Below are 19212 nucleotides of genomic sequence, written 5' to 3'. Positions count from 1 at the left end.
AGTGCAAAGATTGGGAAGAGGTAAAAACGCTTTATAAGTTATTCTTAGGAGAAAGGTATGATCTAGTAAAAAACGCCTTAGGTTAACATATTGCCACTTATACAACAGATTCGAGAGCTATTCCAACTCCTTAAAAAGGATACTGAAAGGGGTATCTTCTATACCTAATTCTTTCTTTTTGGAATTGAATTCAGAAAACGACAAGGGACCATAATAGTTACGATCTGTTGCTTTGGAGATCTTTTGTTTCAGAGGGATAATAAAATAGTTAGTTGTTGACTTGTCTACGTTTCTGGTTTCGTCAAGAGGATGTTGTTTGGCAATGATAAACTCATCGGTTTGGCTTACTGCAAAAACAGTAGCTTTAATTACGCCAACCCCATCTTGGCCATCTTGGATGCTTATAGACATATCCTCATACTCATCAACGGCATCTAAATAGTAAGGTCCATTCAATTGCTTTTCATAGATTGGTTGTCCGTCATTGATACACGCAACTAGTACGCAGGACAGTAGTATCGGAATAATCTTAAGAGGGGTTTTCATCACATCTATTCTATACCGAAATTATATTTTTCCGGTGGTACTTCTTAGTTGCCTGTTAGTCTACCTCTGACTTTAAGCACATAACATAAAATCAGTTATACAACAGGGCTGGAAATGATGCAAAAGCTAATCAGTTATTGATCTGGTTAACCTTTGCACTTTTTTAAGAATCGCTAGCTTCATCGCTAGTTGTGTTGTTGTCGAAAAATCTTGTAGATGGTTAATAGTGAAGACACTATGAAAATCGAAGATGGTATCCAGAATTGAGAATTTACTGAAGTGATTGGCCATATATTTCCAAATTTCTCGTATCTGTTATAGGTCCATAAAAGACCAGCCCACTGAGGGATAAGACAAGCTAGGACTAGCAACCAGTTCTTTTGTAGGCTTGGCTTGAAAACTACCCACCATAAACTGAACCAGCTAATCAACAATAAAAAGAAGGGGATCTTATCGGAGAAAGGAGCAGCTACAACAAAAAGAACAGCCCACATCAGTAAAGGCATCGGCCCTCCACGATCATAATCGGGGATTAATAAAAAGGCTAATAGCGATACCACAACCAAAATAGTAATCAACCGATCACGACCTACTAGGCGGTTGTTTTGCATATTAGTCTCCATGTGTCAAATCGAAATATACAGGGTCCGTATCGGTCATCCTATCAACTAGGAAAAATACAAGTAGTAGGCAGTGTATAGTTTGAACAAAAGTAAGCCCTGTTATACAACTAAGAATATGTTAATGAAGTATTCCCTCCTCTCAATAGCATTTATTAAATCCTGAATTGTAATTGTTCTTTTGTTCCAATTTTTCCAAAACTCAAGAAGGTAGATATCACCAATATTAAAGTTGTCTAGGTGTATGTTTTCAAGTGGAATTTCAAATGTTTCGCAAAAATCCCACAAAAGGTCCTCTAACTCATCGCCATAGAGATTGAGATCCTTTAGCAAAGATGTTGAAGGGGTAAGCTTATGAATCTTGTAATTGTACTTATTAGCTAGATACTCTTTAACCTTTGATAAGATATCAACGTCCATCACATTTTTGTTGTATAAGTGGCGTGGCTGTTGCAAAAGTAGATCGGTGGTTGATAGTGACGAATTTTAGCCAACAACTATGATACTTTTGAGCGCTGAAACAGACGCATAAGGCCTAAGAGATCCGTTAGTCTGGACTTTTGCAACAGCCACATTCCTTATACAACAGGTCTTAACATGAAATTCCTTATCACCTGGTATTGTCTGCTAAATCTTGGGACAGGTATTTATCGAACAAATGCTCAGTCAGCTAATGCCGCTCCTTGTGACCAAGTTCAGCAAGTCAAACTAGACACGGATGAAAATAAGCGGCGAATTTTACTCGACTTCATCCGTAGCTGTAAGGAAAGGTACTGGTTTAATAATAAAGGAATTGTCCTGTTGCGAGAACATCAAAACGCAGCAGGTAAACAATGCTGGTTACTCTTACCCAGTATCGATGATAGCTACAAGGATAATCCGCCTAGTCGGTTTGCCTCATTTACCGGAGATATTATCCTGATTTCTGACGCTTATTCAAATGGCAGGACTAAACCAACCCTAGGTGATAAAACCGGGTTAAATCAATGTTTAGAGCAAATCATTGGTGACCGCGTTTATGGTAGACCCACCATGCAAAGAGAAGCTTCTCGGATGTACAAAGGCAGTCTAATTATCGTCTTTAACCTTGATGGTAGTTACGAAAAGTTTCTACCTCTCTAGTATAATTTCGAGATAAGCTATCTTTTGATGTTCAGTCATATTCCTGGAAAGTATAACTAACATAAAGTTAGTAAAGACTATGAGTGTGGCGTAAATTCTCACGAATCATTCGTCTATTTATCCAACATTAACCGGATGCTCAAGCATTTTTAAACAGGCTCTAAGTCTAGTGGTTGTGGTTCCGTGCGGTTGCAAAAGTATGAACCGGATAAAACCGACTCAACTTATGAGTCTATTGTGAACCGATTCGGGGCTGAACATTGACTCTACAACGACTCGATTTATAACAACACTGACTTTTGCAACCGCACGGGACCACAACCACTAGACTTATGTTAAGCGACTAAAATCAGAATCAACTTACCGACTAGTTTTCAATACCTCTTGGAAAAATATGACTAGACTGATCTGCCTCAAAGTGACTTTTTATAGAACATGCGTATTGTGTAAGTAACTGTATCTTTGGCAAATGGAGGTAAAGTTGTTTGCTGAAGGACAGCAGTTTGGCGAATTTTACCCGTAAACAGCTCATCTTTCGCTAATGAGTAAATCAGCTGATTTGGATAATAGTTAGCTACTTGAAGATTCACAATAGGATCTTTCAAAATCCAAGTCCCCCTATCAATCTGTGTCTTCGCTATTTGGATGCTGTCAGCATTAGCCAAGTATTGCTCAGAAAAAGTGCCGTCACTAGTAAAAGTAAAAGAGGTGACATTTTGAGTAGCTGATAATAAGCCAGCTAAGTAGAATGTATCAGTAGTTGAAGCCACGAAAAAGGGAATATTATGCTTGGCTACATACCATTTTGGCAGGTTCGTAATTTCAAAACGGTCTATCACCCAAGATCCTACAATTGTGGCAGTGGGTGGGTCTATACTAGTTACCCGCTGGCATGAGATTACTAGGCCAACTACTACTACAAGTAAGAATGCGAGTTGAGTTTTCATAAACCAAGACGATTTTTAGGCTACTGCTTTAGCAGGATTACCAATTCTTACCGCCAGTAACGGTTTGGGACGAAAGCAGTACCAAAGCCCACTGGCGAAATAGACGTGCAGACGGGGTTAGCAAACCCTTTTATGCCGTATTTAACTCGACAATAACCCACGAGTCGCAGGTTTGGCAACGGGAAAAAGAACCCCTGTTAGTTCGTCCTGACGATGTGAACGTACCGGCCTATTATCCAGATTCGAAGACCGTTCGGCATGATATTGCCCGTAACCTCTCGAATGTCATGCGGATGGATTCGATTATGGGTAGCGTCATCAGGCAACTTAAGGACGACGGGCTTTATGACAATACGATCATCTTCTTTTATTCAGACCACGGCGATGGCTTACCGTTTGTCAAACGGGAAGTCTACGATCGTGGACTTCGGGTACCGCTGATTGTGCGGATTCCGGAAAAATTCCGTGTAAAAGGGTACCAAGGTGCTGGAACCACCGACGATCAGCTCATAAGTTTTGTCGATCTGGCGCCAACCATTCTTTCATTAGCCAACATCCCTTTACCGACTTACTTACAGGGGCAGGCTTTTTTAGGCGCTCAGAAGGCGGCCATTCCCTGGAAATACATTTTCGCCGGTCGTGACCGAATGGATATGCCCGTCGACCGGGTACGAGCAGAAGTTAGCCCTTCAGCCGGGCGATTTGCTACGGGTAGTTGCCCAGCGAATCGGTTATTTGCCGAGTACAGAGGTGCTATTTACCCAGTAAGTGTTAAAGTTAATAGTTTAAAATAGAGCCTTTTATAAATTACGAAACATGCTTATTGTCAGTCGCTTTACTCGAAAGTCAGTTCTACTTTTCTTATTTCTTTTTTCAGCCGAAGTCGCGTTTGCGCAATCGGCAACGCCAGGTGCAAATGGCGGAGAGCCAGCGTTGCACTTGTTTATGATTGGCAATAGTTTTTCGCAAAATGCGTCAAAATATCTACCTCAATTAAGTAAAGAAGGTGGTCATCAACTCATTATCGGACGCGCTGAACTAGGCGGTAGTTCCCTGCAACGGCACTGGGATCATGTGGCGGCTGCCGAACAGAACCCAGACGATCCCAAAGGCAAACCGTACGCAGGGAAATCCCTGAAAATGCTGTTATCTGAAGGTGTCTGGGATGTAGTGACCATCCAGCAGGCATCCATTCTTTCCGGCGATGTGGAAACGTATCGGCCCTATGCGCGTAAATTATATGATTACGTTAAAAAACTACAGCCTAACGCTACCGTTGTCTTTCATCAGACCTGGGCTTACCGCATTGATTCAAAGGATTTTAGCCAAATCGCGACGAACGATTCAGCTAAAACTTCTCAGGAAATGTGGGAGAAATCAAGGGCCGCCTATCATACGGTTGCTGACGAATTAGGGATTCCGATCATTCCAACTGGTGACGCGTTCTGGCGGATAAATTCAATGGCTAAATGGGCTTACAAAAAAGATGATGTGTTTAATTTCAGCCACCCACAATCGCCAAATCTGCCTAATCAAACTCATTCATTGAACGCGGGGTATCGCTGGGATAAAGGTAAGCTGGCGTTTGACTCCCATCACGCCAGTGCCGCCGGTTGCTACTTAGGTGGATTAGTTTGGTATAGTTTTCTCTTTAATGAATCACCAGTTAAGCTGACGTTTTATCCTGAAGAAATTGACCAAGCTTTTGCTAAACAGTTACGAAAAACGGCCTGGTCAACCGTTAAAAAAGAGCGAAAGAAGTCGGCTACAAAGTGGGCAGGCATCAAACACTAATCGTTCCTTTTATGGCCTACACGTTAAAAATAGCGCTGATTGTCAATATACTTACTGAGGCTTCCTTGGTAGTTTTGGCCAGGGACAAACACAGTTTGGGAAAGAAACCGTGAGTATGAGACCCTGCTTAGCAGCCTACAAAAGCAAACTGTCGAATCCGTTTACCGCTAAATAATTCGGCTTGGTGGCAAAGTGCGGAAGCAGTTTGTGCCGTGGATTCGGGACACTGTGCACGTTATGAAGGCGATGACGTATTTTGAGCCTGACTTTAGCCGTTTCTGGCAATACTATTTGGAAACCAGACGAGCGAAGGCTTTTATTATGATTATTACCATACAATTACGACACGGGCGAGCATTGGCTACAACAGGGTCCACCCTATGCAACATTGAATTAATTACCCCATTAAATGCACCAACGTAAGCGAAAACATAAACTTCGACGGGCCGCCGTTGCGATGAGACCTTTACAAAAATTAGGTATGGAATTGTAATATATGAGAGCTTCTTTCTAAGTATCCGAAATCGTTCAATTTAACGGTTATATTTGCCATTTTTTGAACCTTTCTACAACCTGTAAATAAGGTGGTTGGCATCGATTTGACCGTTCAGAAAAATCCGTTTAGTAAACCTCCGATTCCAATCAGGACAAGACAGAAACGGATAGGTGAGCGGCTCAGTTAGCTAGCAAAGCCAGCCGAAGATAACCTGCCGATTTTGCTTAAAGCCATTCATAGGAGCACTAGTAAGGTTAGCCAGTAATTCACCAGTTCGTTGAGATGAATTTTTCAGACAAGTAAGGAGTGGTCAGCCTAGCCGACGACTTGGGGCTAAAATCCTACTTATTCATGACTTGAGTACTACTATCGAGTTGCCCGCATACATGCTCATAATGGCCTCTGGAAACCGCCAGCCTGAGTCCATTCGGTAGTTGAATGGTTTTGGCTTGCCGAGCTGGACCTTTCGTTAGGCTTAGGACATGGGATGGATTGACTAAAAACGATTTATGGATTCGTAAGAAACCGGTTCGTGCTTGCAACTTACGCAGGGTGCTAGCTAGCATAAAACGCTGACCAGTGAGCAGATGAACGATGGTGTAGTTGCCAGCACCTTGCAGGTAAAGAACCTGGCTCAGCGCCATCGGAGCAAGACCCGGTAATTTTAGCGTATCAGGCTTTGTCATGGAGTAAAGTTGGTTGAAAGCAATTTCCCTTCGAGGCCTAGTCAGGGGTCCAGTACGCTTGGTCAGCGGGTAGGTTTGAAGCGACCCGCTGACCGGACTATTTTAGGAAACCTAGGGATATAATAGCCGTTCATTTAACGCACTTGGTTGCTGATCTCAGTCCTTTGATACCTGGGCTGTTAAGCTCATCACTGCTGAAAATACTCGATCTTGTCGGCATCGGTGTTGTTGTCAAGGGTTCCATCCCCTCCCCCCAACACAATCCCACTCACCGTCACCACCCCCGTCGAAGACCCTGCCGATAGCGTCCCCGTCAGCCCCACCGACGAGCTCGTGCCGGACAGCACCCCACTATGGGTCAACGTGTAATACCCGCCCGAGAGACCCCCAAACGTCCACTGGCTGTTCTGCACCGGCCTGCCCCCGATACTGCTCAAGCCCCCATCGAAGCTCAGCGTGAGGTTGGCATCTTTGGCGATTTTCAGCGTGATGGGACCACTGGTGGGAATGCCATTGATCTCAAACACATCGACCACCACGGTGATGGGCTGATTGCCTCTGGCCGTCGACGGACGCGCGTAGAGCATCAGCGTCAGGTCGGGCAGTTGAATCGCCGTCACGGTCACGGTGGTCGTCTGGCTACAACTGCCCTGACTGACGGTGACGGTAAAGGTTTGGGGCCCGGCGCTGGTCAGTGTGGCGGAGACGGTAGAAGCGGTGGCGGGCAACGTGAGGGTAGCGCCCGGTGGGGCGGTCCACAGATAACTGGTTCCTCCACTGGCGCTCAGGCTAATCACATCGCCCACCAGGGCCGTCGTGGAGGAAGCAAAGGCACTGGCCGCGGGCGGGGCATTAACCGTCAGGGAGGTGGTGGCCGTGGCGACTTGCCCTCCGCTGCTAACCGTTAGGGTAAAGGTCTGCACCCCCGAGCCACTGGCCGTCAGGCTCCGACTAAAGGTGGGGGTGGTGGCCGAGCCGCTGAGGGTGGTACTGCCGTTGGAGAGGGTGTAGCTGTAGCTGGTAGTGAGATTGCCCACGCTGGCCGTCAACGAGAGGGCTTGACCCGCACAGACGGGATTGGGACTGGCCGACAGACCGGACAAGTTGAGAGTCAGAGGAGGTCCCCCATTGAGCCGTACACTCACGCTGGCGCTGTTAGAATTAGCCGTCAACAGGTCCAGATCCCCGTCTCCATCCACATCCCCCAACGCCACGCTATAGGGACCACTGCCTACGCCAGGCTCCGGATTGATGGCCGGGGGAATGAAGTTGCCCGACCCATTGTTAAGTCGTACACTCACGGTGCTGCTACCATTAGCGGTGAGCAGGTCCAGATCGCCATCCCCATCCACATCCCCCAACGCCACGCTACTGGGATAATTCCCTACGCCAGGCTCCGGGTTGATGGCGGGGGCAGTGAAGTTGCCCAACCCGTTGTTGAGCCGTACACTCACGGTGCTGCTACCATTAGCGGTGAGCAGGTCCAGATCGCCATCCCCGTCCACATCCCCCAACGCCACGCTAACGGGATTACTCCCGACCACAATCTCCGGAGTGATGGCCGGGGGGGTGAAGTTGCCCGTGCCGTCGTTGAGCCGTACACTTACGTTGTCGCTGAAACTATTAGCGGTCACCAGGTCCAGATCGCCGTCCCCATCCACATCCCCCAATGCCACGCTTTGGGGGTAATTCCCTACCCCAGGCTCGGGGTTGACCGCTGGGGCGGTAAAGTTACCTCCTCCGTCATTGAGTCGCACACTTACGGTGTTGCCGTTATAATTAGCGGTCACAACGTCCAGATCGCCATCCCCATCCACATCCCCCAACGCTACGCTGTAGGGAGTACCTCCTACCCCAAACTCGGGGTTGATGGCCGGGGGGGTGAAGTTGCCCGTGCCGTCGTTGAGCCGTACACTTACGTTGTCGCTGAAACTATTAGCGCAGAGCAGGTCCAGATCGCCGTCCCCATCCACATCCCCCAACGCTACGCCCTGGGGATAATTTCTTACCCCAAGCTCCGGATTGATGGCCGGGGCGATAAAGTTGCCCGACCCGTTGTTAAGCCGCACACTCACACTGTTGCTATACTGATTAGCGCAGAGCAGGTCCAAATCGCCGTCTCCATCTACATCCCCCACCGCTACGTTTTGGGGATAATCTCCTACCCCAAGCTCCGGATTGATGGCCGGAGCGGTGAAGTTACCCCGGCCCGTGCCGCCCACCCCCGTGGTGAACCCGTAGACCTGCCCCCGGTCCAGCCGGTCGCCACCCGTACCCTGGATGGCCGTTGTGCTGGTCACATACACCGTCTCGCCGGGCTTGAAGTTGAGCGACGGGTTGAAGTTGAGCGTGCTACCACTCACGCTGGCGCTGCCCCCCTGTCCGTTGCGCAGCAAACCGCCCCGCTGGGCACTGAACACCCGCACGCCCCCCAGTGTGGCAGCATTGTTGCTGAGCGGTTGAGCGAAGGTTAGGACCACGTTGGCGTTCGCAGACGCCGAGCGGGCGTTGCGGGCGGGGCTCAGTCCGGTGAGGCTAAAGCATTGGGTCACGGTCAGGATGGTGGTAGCGGTGACTACTTGTCCTCGGCTGCTGACCGTCAGGATGACGGTTTGTGTCCCCAAACCACTGGCCATCAGCGTCTGACTAAAGGCCGCACTGGTACTGCTGCCCGTAGTGGTCGACGTACCACTGGTGAGCGTGTAGCTGTAGCCGACGCTGAGGTCGTCGAGTGTGACCAGTGTGGCACTTATGGTAAAGGGTTGGCCCACACACACAGGGTTGTGACTAGCCGCCAAGCCAGCCAGGGTTAGCGTGGGATCAGTCACCGTCAGTACATAGGGTGAACTGATACCCGAGCAGCCGGTGGCCATGCCGGTGGCCTTGGCTGTGATTGTGAAACTGCCCGCCTGGGTAGGCGAACCTTGTACCGCCCCATTGTCCAACAGGCTAAGACCTGGAGGCAGACTGCCGCTGTTCAGACTGTAGCTGTAGGAGTCATCTTCATTCGAAAACCTAAAAGATTGGGTGAAGTCTTGCCTGGTTGTCGCTGTAGTAACGGTTGGGTTAGTGATGGTCACGGTGGCGGTGCGGCTTTCGACCCTTGTGCTAGCCACGGCCGAACAGCCCATGGCATCGGTGACCGTTACGGAGTAAGTCCCCGCGCGGCTGACCACCACCGTGTTGGACGGACCAGGTACGCCCAGCACCCCACTCTCGCTGGCAAAGCGGTACGAGCTGCCCCCACCAGCCGTCAGCGTCACGCTGGTGTTGGCGCAGGTAAGCGGGCCACTGCTGATCAGCGTCGGGCTGGGCGCAGTGACACTAAACAAGGTAGTGGCCGTGGCCTGTTGGCCGTTGCTGCTGACCGTCAGCGTGACGCTCTGCACGCCCGGACCACCCGCCGTCAGGCGCTGATTGAAGGCTGAGCTGGTGGCCGTGCCGCTGGTGACGGAGCTGCCATTGGTGAGCGTGTAGCTGTAGCCGCCATTAAAGTTGTTCACTGTGGCCACAACTGAGACGGGTTGGCCCGCACAAACGGGGTTGGGACTGGCCGACAGGCCACTAACAGTAAGGAAGAATTCGCTATTCAGTCGCACACTCACGGTGTTCACGGAGTTCCTGTTCACATTAGCGGCCACAAAGTCCAGATCGCCGTCCCCATCCACATCCCCCAACGCCACGCTGAGGGGAGTAGTCCCTACCCCAGGCTCGGGGTTGGTGGCCGGGGCGGTGAAGTTGCCCGACCCATTATTGAGCCGCACACTCACGGTGGGGCTGCTCTGATTAGCGGTGAGCAGGTCCAGATCGCCATCCCCATCCACATCCCCCACCGCCACGCTACGGGGAGCATCCCCTACCGCAACCTCCGGGTTGATGGCCGGAGCGGTAAAGTTACCCGACCCGTCGTTGAGCCGCACACTCACCGTGTTGCTGTTCTGATTAGCGGTCACAACGTCCAGATCGCCGTCCCCATCCACATCCCCCAACGCCACGCTATAGGGACGACCCCCTACCCCAAGCTCGGGGTTGACAGCCGGGGCGGTGAAGTTGCCCGACCCATTGTTGAGACGCACACTCACGGTGGCACCGCTAGCATTAGCGGTCACAACGTCCAGATCGCCGTCCCCATCCACATCTCCCAACGCCACGCTGGTGGGAGCACTTCCCACCCCAGGCTCTGAGTTAGTAGCCGGGGTAGTGAAGTTACCCGACCCGTCATTGAGCCGTACACTCACGGTAGAGCTGAGCTGATTAGCAGTCAATAGGTCCAGGTCCCCGTCTCCATCCACATCGCCTAGCGCCACGCTAACGGGAACAAACCCTACCCCAGGCTCCGGATTGGTAGCCGGGGCGGTGAAGTTGCCCGACCCATTGTTGAGACGCACACTCACGTTGGCGCTGTTCCGATTAGCGGTCACAACGTCCAGATCCCCGTCTCCATCCACATCCCCCAAAGCCACGCTGGTGGGAGAACTTCCTACCCCAGGGTTGGGGTTGACAGCCGGGGCGGTGAAGTTACCCGACCCATTGTTGAGACGCACACTCACGGTACTGTTGTCCTCATTAGCGGTGAGCAGGTCCAGATCCCCGTCCCCGTCCACATCCCCCACCGCCACGCTAACGGGAAGACCCACTACCCCAGCCTCCGGATTGATGGCCGGAGCGGTGAAGTTACCCCGGCCCGTGCCGCCCACCCCCGTGGTGAACCCGTAGACCTGCCCCCGGTCCAGCCGGGACTCACCCGTACCCTGAATGGCCGTCGTGCTGGTGACCAACACCGTCTCGCCCGGCTTAAAGTTAAGCGACGGGTTGAAGTTGAGCCGGTTGCCAGCCACGCTGGCGCTGCCCCCCTGCCCGTTGCGCAGCAAACCGCCCCGCTGGGCACTGAACACCCGCACACCCCCCAGTGTAGCAGCATTGTTGCTGAGCGGTTGAGCGAAGGTTAGGACCACGTTGGCGTTCGCAGGCGCCGAGCGGGCGTTGCGGGCGGGGCTGAGTCCGGTCAGGCTAAAGCATTGGGTCACGGTCAGGGTGGTAGTAGCGGTGACTACTTGTCCTCGGCTGCTGACCGTCAGGATGACGGTTTGTGTCCCCGAACCACTGGCCATCAGCGTCTGACTAAAGGCAGCACTGGTACTGCTGCCCGTAGTGGTCGACGTACCACTGGTGAGCGTGTAGCTGTAGCCGGTACTGAGGTCGTCGAGTGTGACCAGTGTGGCATTTATGGTAAAGGGTTGGCCCACACACACGGAGTTGGGACTTGCCGACAGGCCGCTAAGAGTGAGGGGATATGGCCGATTCAGCCGCACACTCACGGTGTTGCTGTTCTGATTAGCGGTCACAACGTCCAGATCGCCGTCCCCATCCACATCCCCCAACGCCACGCTAACGGGAATACTCCCTACCCCAGGTTCAGCGTTGGTGGCCTGAGCGGTGAAATGGGCCGTGCCATCATTAAGCCGCACACTCACGGTGGCACCGCTAGCATTAGCGGTCACAACGTCCAGATCGCCGTCCCCATCTACATCTCCCACCGCCACGCTTTGGGGAGAATTCCCTACACTAATGTCCTGACCAGTGAAGTTGCCCGACCCATCATTGAGCAGCACAGTCACGGCGTTGAAGCCACTGTTAGTGTGGAGCAGGTCCAGATCCCCGTCCCCGTCCAGATCCCCAAACGCCACGCTATAGATACCATCTCCATACGCAATTTCTCGAGAAGTGAAGTTACCCGACCCGTCGTTGACCTCTAACCTCAGGTAGCATTGGTTGCCCGAACAAGTACCGACCACAAAGTCCAGATCGCCATCCCCATCCACATCCCCCAATGCCAAGCATTGGGCTTGATAGTCTATAGCATAGTTTGCCAAGTTGGTAAAGTTGCCCGACCCATTATTGAGCCGCACACTCACGGTGTGGTCGAGACGACCAGAATTAGCGCAGAGCAAGTCCAGATCCCCATCCCCATCCACATCCCCCAACGCCACGCTTTGGGGAGCAGCCCCTACCCCAGGCTCAGGGTTACTAGCCGGGGCGGTGAAGTTACCCCGGCCGTTATTGAGCCGCACACTCACGTTATTGTCGCCAAAATTAGCGGTCACAAAGTCCAGATCGCCGTCCCCATCCACATCCCCCACCGCCACGCTATAGGGAATAGACCCTACCCCAGGTTCGGGGTTGATGGCGGGGGCAGTGAAGTTGCCCGACCCGTTGTTGAGCCGTACACTCACGGTGGAGCTGAGATAATTGGCGGTGAGCAGGTCCAGGTCTCCGTCCCCATCCACATCTCCCACCGCCACACTGGCGGGACGACTCCCCACCCCAGGCTCAGGATTGGTGGCCGGAGCGGTGAAGTTGCCCGTGCCAGTCTCCCCCACCCCGGTGGTAAACTGATAGACCTGCCCCCGACTCAGCCGGGCACCACCTGTACTCTGAATGGCCGTTGTGCTGGTGACATACACCGTCTCACCCGGCTTGAAGTTGGTCGTCGGGTTGAAGCTGAGCGTGCTACCACTTACGCTGGCGCTACCCCCCTGTCCGTTGCGCAGCAAACCGCCCCGCTGGGCGCTGAACACCCGCACGCCATTTAGCGTAGCGGCATTGTTGCTTAGCCCCTGATTAAAGGTCAGGCCCACATTGGTGGTCTGGGGCGCCGAGCGGGCGTTGCGGGTCGGCGCTAGCCCGGTCAGGGTCAGCCCCTGACCGGAAACCAGTTGGACCAGGGACCACAGGGCCAGCAGCAGAACCAATCGGTAGTAGGTGTGTTTCATACAAGTAGAGTAGATGACAGAATTCTGTAAGGTTCAGGCGATAGAAGATGTACCCTAGGGCATTGTCGGCCACCCGAGTAGCCGACTCAGACCCGTGTTTTTCTCTTCCGGGACTGGATCAAAAGTAGGGCATGAGTACCCTGTCAGACGATAACAAATGATCCAAATACGATAACAAATGGTTCATCCTGGGCCAAAACGAGGTATTTACGGCTGTTTTCTCAGCCTTGGGCCACAAAGTCGCGGGGGCTCACCTGGTAGCGCTCCCGGAAACATTTGCTGAAGTAGGCCGCACGCTCGAAGCCCACCTGATAAGCCGTCTCATTCAGCAAGACGCCCGAGCGCAGCAGTTGGGCGGCTTGTTTCAGGCGGTAGTTGCGCAACAGCTCGTGGGCGGTAAGCAGGCATCCGGCAACTCCCTAGTGACGCGTGCCTTAGCCGCTGTTGGTAAATTAGACCAGGGTGATATCGTAGCCTAAGCCTCCGAACCGGTTGTTAAGATGATAGCAGCCGACTAGAACATTGTATTTTTCTTCCCTTTTGTACCATCAATACACCATTGGGCTGGAGTTTGGTAATCCAGTGACTGGTGTTTTGGTCTTAGTTATAAAAATGAAAATACTTGGTCAAACCACGCTCTAGAACTAAACCCTCTGAATAAGCATGTATATATATGCCGCTACGGCGGACCGTTCGTATTTTACGGTTCGCCACAGTCGCTTGATAAAAATATTGTCGATGGCTGGAAGCTCCTAAAAATCGATCGGATAAGTCACTCTGGAAACATCATCCTGCTTTTAACCTGAACCGCACCCGTGTTCCCATTAGTGTAACGGATGTTAACCGGGATAGACTGATGGATCTAATTGTGGACCAAAGACATAACTATGGACTGGATTGGTATGAACAAAAACGGGTCAATCAAACGATCACCTTTACCAAGCATCCCATCGACCCGTTTCAGTCGCAGTATCATACGATGGAATGGGGGGATATTGATCAGGATGGAGAGAAAGAGTTAATAACGCGGAAACGATACCGGACCCCACAACGGGAACGACCCAGACGCCATTGACCCCGTTGGCCTGTATTATTTCAAGTGGAATGGCAAGTCATTCACAAAGAATTTTATCAGCTTGGGCCGTATGGAGAAGGCAAAGGAGTTGGCCTTTACTTTTCGATTGCCGACCTACGCGGCACTGGCCGAAACGACATAATCGTCGCCGGAAAAGATGGGCTTGCCATTTTTTTAATGAAACCCCATAAGACAGATCGTTATTTTCTATATGTAAGTAGCTTTTTATGCTGCTCAGGATCGAGAACCATTGCCTATTAATAAACTCATTCATGCGTAAGCTGCTGATCGTATTAACCTATTTCTCAAGCATACTTTTTATAGGGCTTTGCCCAGTTGCTTCAGCTCAGTCTAAAGCGGCCTTATCGAAAACAGACTTTGAGCTTGCTGAAGGAGACCGGGTTGTATTTCTGGGCAATTCACTGATCGAAGACGATGTGCAATACGGCTATCTTGAATTGGCCCTGACCACGCGCTGGCCGGGTCGCAGCGTAACGTATCGCAACCTCGGCTGGTCGGGCGATAACGTGTTTGGCGACGCCCGAAGCTACGTAACCACGCCACCTACGCCCTACGAACTGCTCATTCAGCAAATCACCAACACCAAACCAACGGTAGTGTTTCTGGCATATGGTGGTATTGAAGCGCAGGAAGGCGAAGCCGGGCTGACACGGTTTAAACAGGGCTTGAGCCAGTTGCTCGACAAAATTGACCAGCTTGGCGCTCAACCCATTCTCGTGTCGCCCATTCCGGTATTACTTCCTTCTTCCGACATCGTAACGCAACGCAACGCCATGCTGGAACTTTATGCCAAAACCATTGCGGAAATAGCCGCTGAACGCAAAAAGCGTTATGTCGATCTGTTTAGACCAATCCAGGAGGCCAGTAAACAAACGGTACTTACCGACGACGGCTTACACCTCAACGAAACGGGGTATTATTACCTGGCGACGGCATTCGAAGGTGGCCTGGGGTTACCTCCCCGTAACGGCCGTATTACCATCGATCTGGCCAAAAACGCAATCGACTCAAGCGTTCCGACGAAACAACTGACGGTTGATAAAAGGGCAACAAACGTGAATTTTTTGGTCGACGAACCCTATTTGCCTCTGCCCTCACCGAAACAGGACGGGAAAGTCATTTCGGTCGATAACGGACAAACGCTGACCATTAAAGGCCTAAAAAAAGGATTTTACACGCTAACGGTCAACGGCGACGAGGTAGTTACGGCATCGGCGAAGCAATGGACCGAAGGGGTTACACTTCGGCAAGGGCCATCGTTTACGCGCTCGGCTGAATTACGTCAGCTCATTCAAAAGAAGAATGAGCTTCATTTTTTCCAATATCGTCCGCTGAATCAGACGTATATCATTGGTTTTCGGTCTTACGAACAGGGCCGTCATAAGAAAGGGCTGGAGGAGCAAAGCTTTATCATTACCTGGCTGGAAGGCCAAATAGCGACTACCAATCAACGCAAAACCACTACGTATCAACTCATTCAGCTTAAATAAATTGAGTGAAAGAGCGAAAAAATGACTCAATCGCACTCTCGCTCTTGCACTCTTACACACTTTCGCTCTTTAATCATGCAACTCCTATCCTTGCTGCGTAAATGTCTGATTATTCCAGTTCTGGTACTGACAACAGCGCTGGTGAATCAGGATAAAGTCCTCGATGTGCCTGACCCCGACGTACAAAAAGAACTCGAATCGTTTAAGGTTGCTGATGGTTTTGAGGTGACTTTGTTTGCCGCCGAGCCGTTGGTAGCCAAACCGATTCAGATGAATTGGGACGCAGAAGGGCGGCTGTGGGTGGTGAGCAGTACAGCCTATCCGCATCTAAAAACGGGCGAACAGGCCAACGACAAGATTTTTGTTCTGGAAGATACCAATGGCGATGGGAAGGCCGACAAATCGACCATTTTTGCCGAAGGACTACTCACCCCAACGGGTATTTTACCGGGCGACGGTGGCGTGTACGTAGCCAACTCAACCGAGATTCTGCATTTTGCCGATACCGATGGCGACGGCAAAGCGGACAAAAAACGCCGGATTCTGAGCGGTTTTGGCACGGCGGATACGCACCACCTAATCCATACGTTCCGTTGGGGACCCGAAGGTAGTTTGTACTTTAATCAATCCATCTATATCTACAGCCACGTAGAAACACCATCGGGTATCAAACGGCTGGAAGGGGGTGGTGTCTGGCGATTGCGTCCTGAGCAGCTTGACCTTGATGTCTATGCTAAAGGATTAGTAAATCCCTGGGGATTACAGTTTACGAACTGGGGCACTACATTTATGACGGATGGGGCTGGTTTTGAAGGAATTAATTACGCCTTCCCTGGCGCTACCTTCCTGACTGCTCCGGGCGCTGAGCGTATTATTCGCGGACTTAATCCCGGTCAGCCAAAACACAGCGGGCTGGATATTATTTCAGGTCGGCATCTGCCCGATTCCTGGCAAGGCAGCCTGATTACCAATGACTTTCGCGCCAACCGGATCAATCGCTTTAAGGTGGAAGAACAGGGTAGTGGATTTGCGTCAAAACAACAGGAAGATTTGCTCTGGACAGATCATGTAGCCTTTCGTCCGGTCGATATTTCAGTAGGTCCAGATGGAGCGATTTACGTAGCGGACTGGTATAATCCAATCATTCAGCACGGCGAAGTCGACTTTCATGATCCTCGTCGCGATCAGCAGCATGGGCGTATCTGGCGAATCGTGGCTAAAAATCGGCCACTGGTAAAAAAGCCACAGCTCGAAAAAGGCACGATTCCTGAATTACTCGAAGCACTACGTTTGCCCGAAGACTGGACGCGTTTGCAGGCCAAACAGGTTCTGAAAGGCCGGGGGGCGAAAGCGGTAACTCCCGAACTGGAACGATGGGTAACTGGGTTGGATAAAAAAGACGCCAACTATGAACACTTGCTGCTGGAAGCACTCTGGACTTATCAGACCCTCAACGTCGTTAATGAGCCGTTGCTGCTGAACCTGCTGAAAGCCGACGATCACAATGCGAGGGCAGCCGCGTTACGCGCCTTTCACTTGTGGCATGGACAACTAAAGGATGAGCCTGCCTTGTTAGCCAAAGCCGTGCAAGATCCGCACCCGCGAGTGCGGCTGGAGGCAGTCATTGCCTTACGAAAACTTCAGTCGGCCGAAGCGGCCCGTACAGCCCTTACAGCACTTGATCACCCAATGGATGAATTCCTGGATTTTGCGCTCTGGCAAACCGTTCGCGAACTCGAACCACAGTGGGCCAGTCGCTTGAAAGCTGAGTCGAACTTTTTAGGTGATGCAAAAAAAACAGTATTTGCCCTCAAATCGGTGAGTAATTCAGAAGCAGTTGCCCAACTAGCGCAATTGTATCAGAAAGGCCAAGTGACTGACGACTATCAGAAGGACGTACTGACGTCGATTGCCAAGTGGGGCAAAACCGCGGAACTGAACACGTTATTCGACATGACGGTTCAGCAGTCACAGGACAAAAATACCGTTGCTAGGCTGGCCGCTCTGGGCGATGCAGCTCACCAACGTGCCGTAAAACCGACAAACGACCTGAGCCGCATTGCTGGGTTTATGAGCAGCCCTGATGAATCAATTGTCACCAACGCCATTCGACTGGCTGGGCTATGGCGTATGGAAGAGTTGAGCGAACGGCTGGCGAGCCTGGTTCGGCAAGGCGATAAATCCATTAGAAAAGCTGCTTTGGCGGCACTGGCTGCTATCGGAAGCAATAAAACCCAACAAATGCTGGTCAATATGAGCGGGCCGAAAAACACACCGGACCTAAGGCTGTTGGCTACGGCCCAACTAGCGTCGCTGGATGCGTCCGAAGCCGCTCGTATTGGTACAGAAATCCTGCGAACAATTCCTGTTGAGACCGATGCTTCTGACTTGTTTCGAGCCTTTTTTGCTTCCAAAGCAGGTACGCAGGCACTGGCTGACGACATAATGGCAAAGAAAATACCGGAAACATTTGCCAAAGCTGGCCGTCAGCTAATGACCCGTAACATTCCCTGGAATCGGCAGAAAGCTGACGAAGTGCTGGCCCTACAAAAAGCCCTGGAAGCCGCTGGCGGTGCGTTACCCGTTGAACGAATGCCTCAGCAACTGACGAACCCTGAAATTACGGCGTTAGCCCAAACCATCAGCCAATCGGCCGACCCCGCTCTGGGTGAGCAGGTATTTCGAAAAAGTGAACTGCTTTGCCAGACCTGCCATGCTATCGGCGGAGCGGGCGGACGTATCGGACCCGATTTAAGTAGCCTGGGCACCAGTTCGCCGGTCGAAACCATCATCCGTTCGGTTTTGTACCCAACGCTGTCGATCAAAGAAGGTTATGAACTTCAGCGTATTGTAAAAAAAGACGGGACTGAACTAATGGCTTACCTGGTGGGGAATGGAACCTCGGAGGTCGTGGTTCGTGATGTAGGGGGACAGGAAATTTCAATCCCGAAAAATCAGATCAGCACGATTGAAAAAACGCCGGGTTCGCTAATGCCTCCTGGATTGACAGCAGGCCTGGACAAGCAGGAGTTCATTAACCTGATTGGGTTTCTTTCAAAACTGGGAGGTCCATACCGTGTCCCTGCGACCCGGTTTGTTCGACGGTGGAGCGTCGTTTCAGCCACCAGGGAATTATCACGAAAACTGGTTGAAGAAGGAGGAATCTATGTAGCGAAGGATAACGGGAAATTACCCGTCATGCCCATTTACAGTAAGGTATCTGGCGAATTACCCATTAATGAACTACCAATTGTGGAAGCAGGACCAACTAAACGGTTCAGTTTCGTGCAGTTCAATCTGGAAGTAGTCAGCAAAGGCAACGTTGAGTTACGCTTTACGTCAACGGCTGGTATAATGGGCTGGGCCGGATCAAGGCCCTTAAAATTATCCTCCAGCGGTGTAGTTGTCGATCTGCAGCAGGGCGTTCAAACCATCACGCTGGCTATTGACCGCACACAATTTAAGGCTGCTGAACTGGGAATTCAGTTGCAGGATGCTCCACAATCGCCCGCCCAGGCCCGGCTCGTTATGGGCCGTTAAATTAAAAGTGATTTTCCGTTGAGCAAAAGACGACTTTACTAAAAAACGTATGCTATGGATTATAGTTGATAGTTATTGTAACTGATCAATTCAACTTTCCCC

General features: G+C 51.2%; 11 protein-coding genes and 1 pseudogene. 6 read left to right on the top strand and 6 right to left on the bottom strand.

Going from position 1 to position 19212, the window contains the following annotated elements; genetic code table 11:
• Positions 1–117: 117 nt before the first annotated feature.
• On the bottom strand, positions 118–546 hold the full coding sequence (locus ACYVC2_RS12395) for a hypothetical protein (protein WP_461102746.1): 429 nt from the start codon (positions 544–546) through the stop codon (positions 118–120).
• Between the two features lie 722 nt (positions 547–1268).
• Positions 1269–1586, bottom strand: coding sequence for a DUF1493 family protein (locus tag ACYVC2_RS12390; protein ID WP_461102745.1), 318 nt, complete (start codon positions 1584–1586; stop codon positions 1269–1271).
• A 177-nt stretch (positions 1587–1763) separates the two neighbouring features.
• Here ACYVC2_RS12390 and ACYVC2_RS12385 point away from each other — a divergent pair, with 177 nt between their 5' ends.
• Positions 1764–2288: a hypothetical protein gene (locus ACYVC2_RS12385; RefSeq protein ID WP_461102744.1), complete on the top strand. Its 525-nt coding sequence runs from the start codon at positions 1764–1766 to the stop codon at positions 2286–2288.
• 413 nt (positions 2289–2701) lie between these two features.
• Here the strand turns inward: ACYVC2_RS12385 and ACYVC2_RS12380 are convergent, their stop codons facing one another.
• Positions 2702–3235 (bottom strand): hypothetical protein, encoded by a 534-nt coding sequence (locus ACYVC2_RS12380; RefSeq protein ID WP_461102743.1) that lies wholly within the window; start codon positions 3233–3235, stop codon positions 2702–2704.
• Between the two features lie 131 nt (positions 3236–3366).
• On the opposite strand from ACYVC2_RS12380, the pseudogene ACYVC2_RS12375 reads away from it, so the two are divergent.
• Positions 3367–4029, top strand: a pseudogene (locus ACYVC2_RS12375) (sulfatase-like hydrolase/transferase); the annotation flags it as partial.
• 22 nt (positions 4030–4051) lie between these two features.
• Positions 4052–5029: a DUF4886 domain-containing protein gene (locus ACYVC2_RS12370; protein WP_461102742.1), complete on the top strand. Its 978-nt coding sequence runs from the start codon at positions 4052–4054 to the stop codon at positions 5027–5029.
• A gap of 837 nt (positions 5030–5866) precedes the next feature.
• Here the strand turns inward: ACYVC2_RS12370 and ACYVC2_RS12365 are convergent.
• The 3 genes from ACYVC2_RS12365 to ACYVC2_RS12355 all read right to left on the bottom strand — a co-directional run bounded on the left by ACYVC2_RS12365 (position 5867) and on the right by ACYVC2_RS12355 (position 13367).
• On the bottom strand, positions 5867–6211 hold the full coding sequence (locus tag ACYVC2_RS12365; RefSeq protein ID WP_461102741.1) for a LytR/AlgR family response regulator transcription factor: 345 nt from the start codon (positions 6209–6211) through the stop codon (positions 5867–5869).
• A 188-nt stretch (positions 6212–6399) separates the two neighbouring features.
• Positions 6400–12984 (bottom strand): FG-GAP-like repeat-containing protein, encoded by a 6585-nt coding sequence (locus ACYVC2_RS12360; protein ID WP_461102740.1) that lies wholly within the window; start codon positions 12982–12984, stop codon positions 6400–6402.
• A gap of 221 nt (positions 12985–13205) precedes the next feature.
• Positions 13206–13367, bottom strand: coding sequence for a helix-turn-helix domain-containing protein (locus ACYVC2_RS12355; RefSeq protein WP_461102739.1), 162 nt, complete (start codon positions 13365–13367; stop codon positions 13206–13208).
• A gap of 485 nt (positions 13368–13852) precedes the next feature.
• Here ACYVC2_RS12355 and ACYVC2_RS12350 point away from each other — a divergent pair, with 485 nt between their 5' ends.
• From ACYVC2_RS12350 to ACYVC2_RS12340, 3 genes are all read left to right on the top strand, one after another.
• The gene (locus tag ACYVC2_RS12350; RefSeq protein WP_461102738.1) at positions 13853–14059 is read left to right on the top strand and encodes a hypothetical protein; all 207 of its coding nucleotides are present in this window, start codon (positions 13853–13855) and stop codon (positions 14057–14059) included.
• 272 nt (positions 14060–14331) lie between these two features.
• The gene (locus ACYVC2_RS12345; protein WP_461102737.1) at positions 14332–15570 is read left to right on the top strand and encodes an SGNH/GDSL hydrolase family protein; all 1239 of its coding nucleotides are present in this window, start codon (positions 14332–14334) and stop codon (positions 15568–15570) included.
• Positions 15571–15645: 75 nt separating this feature from the next.
• Entirely contained in the window at positions 15646–19110 is a 3465-nt protein-coding gene (locus tag ACYVC2_RS12340) for a PVC-type heme-binding CxxCH protein (RefSeq protein WP_461102736.1), read from the top strand.
• Positions 19111–19212 lie beyond the last annotated feature (102 nt).

This window comes from Spirosoma koreense (assembly GCF_054777875.1).
The sequence above is the reverse complement of the archived record's forward strand: the minus strand, read 5'-3'. Positions and strand labels throughout refer to the sequence as shown.

Bases quoted from the DNA above. Each gene is read 5' to 3' on its own strand.
- ACYVC2_RS12395 (WP_461102746.1), bottom strand. From the start codon at position 546: ATGAAAACCCCTCTTAAGATTATTCCGATACTACTGTCCTGCGTACTA.
- ACYVC2_RS12390 (WP_461102745.1), bottom strand. From the start codon at position 1,586: ATGGACGTTGATATCTTATCAAAGGTTAAAGAGTATCTAGCTAATAAG.
- ACYVC2_RS12385 (WP_461102744.1), top strand. From the start codon at position 1,764: ATGAAATTCCTTATCACCTGGTATTGTCTGCTAAATCTTGGGACAGGT.
- ACYVC2_RS12380 (WP_461102743.1), bottom strand. From the start codon at position 3,235: ATGAAAACTCAACTCGCATTCTTACTTGTAGTAGTAGTTGGCCTAGTA.
- ACYVC2_RS12370 (WP_461102742.1), top strand. From the start codon at position 4,052: ATGCTTATTGTCAGTCGCTTTACTCGAAAGTCAGTTCTACTTTTCTTA.
- ACYVC2_RS12365 (WP_461102741.1), bottom strand. From the start codon at position 6,211: ATGACAAAGCCTGATACGCTAAAATTACCGGGTCTTGCTCCGATGGCG.
- ACYVC2_RS12360 (WP_461102740.1), bottom strand. From the start codon at position 12,984: ATGAAACACACCTACTACCGATTGGTTCTGCTGCTGGCCCTGTGGTCC.
- ACYVC2_RS12345 (WP_461102737.1), top strand. From the start codon at position 14,332: ATGCGTAAGCTGCTGATCGTATTAACCTATTTCTCAAGCATACTTTTT.
- ACYVC2_RS12340 (WP_461102736.1), top strand. From the start codon at position 15,646: ATGCAACTCCTATCCTTGCTGCGTAAATGTCTGATTATTCCAGTTCTG.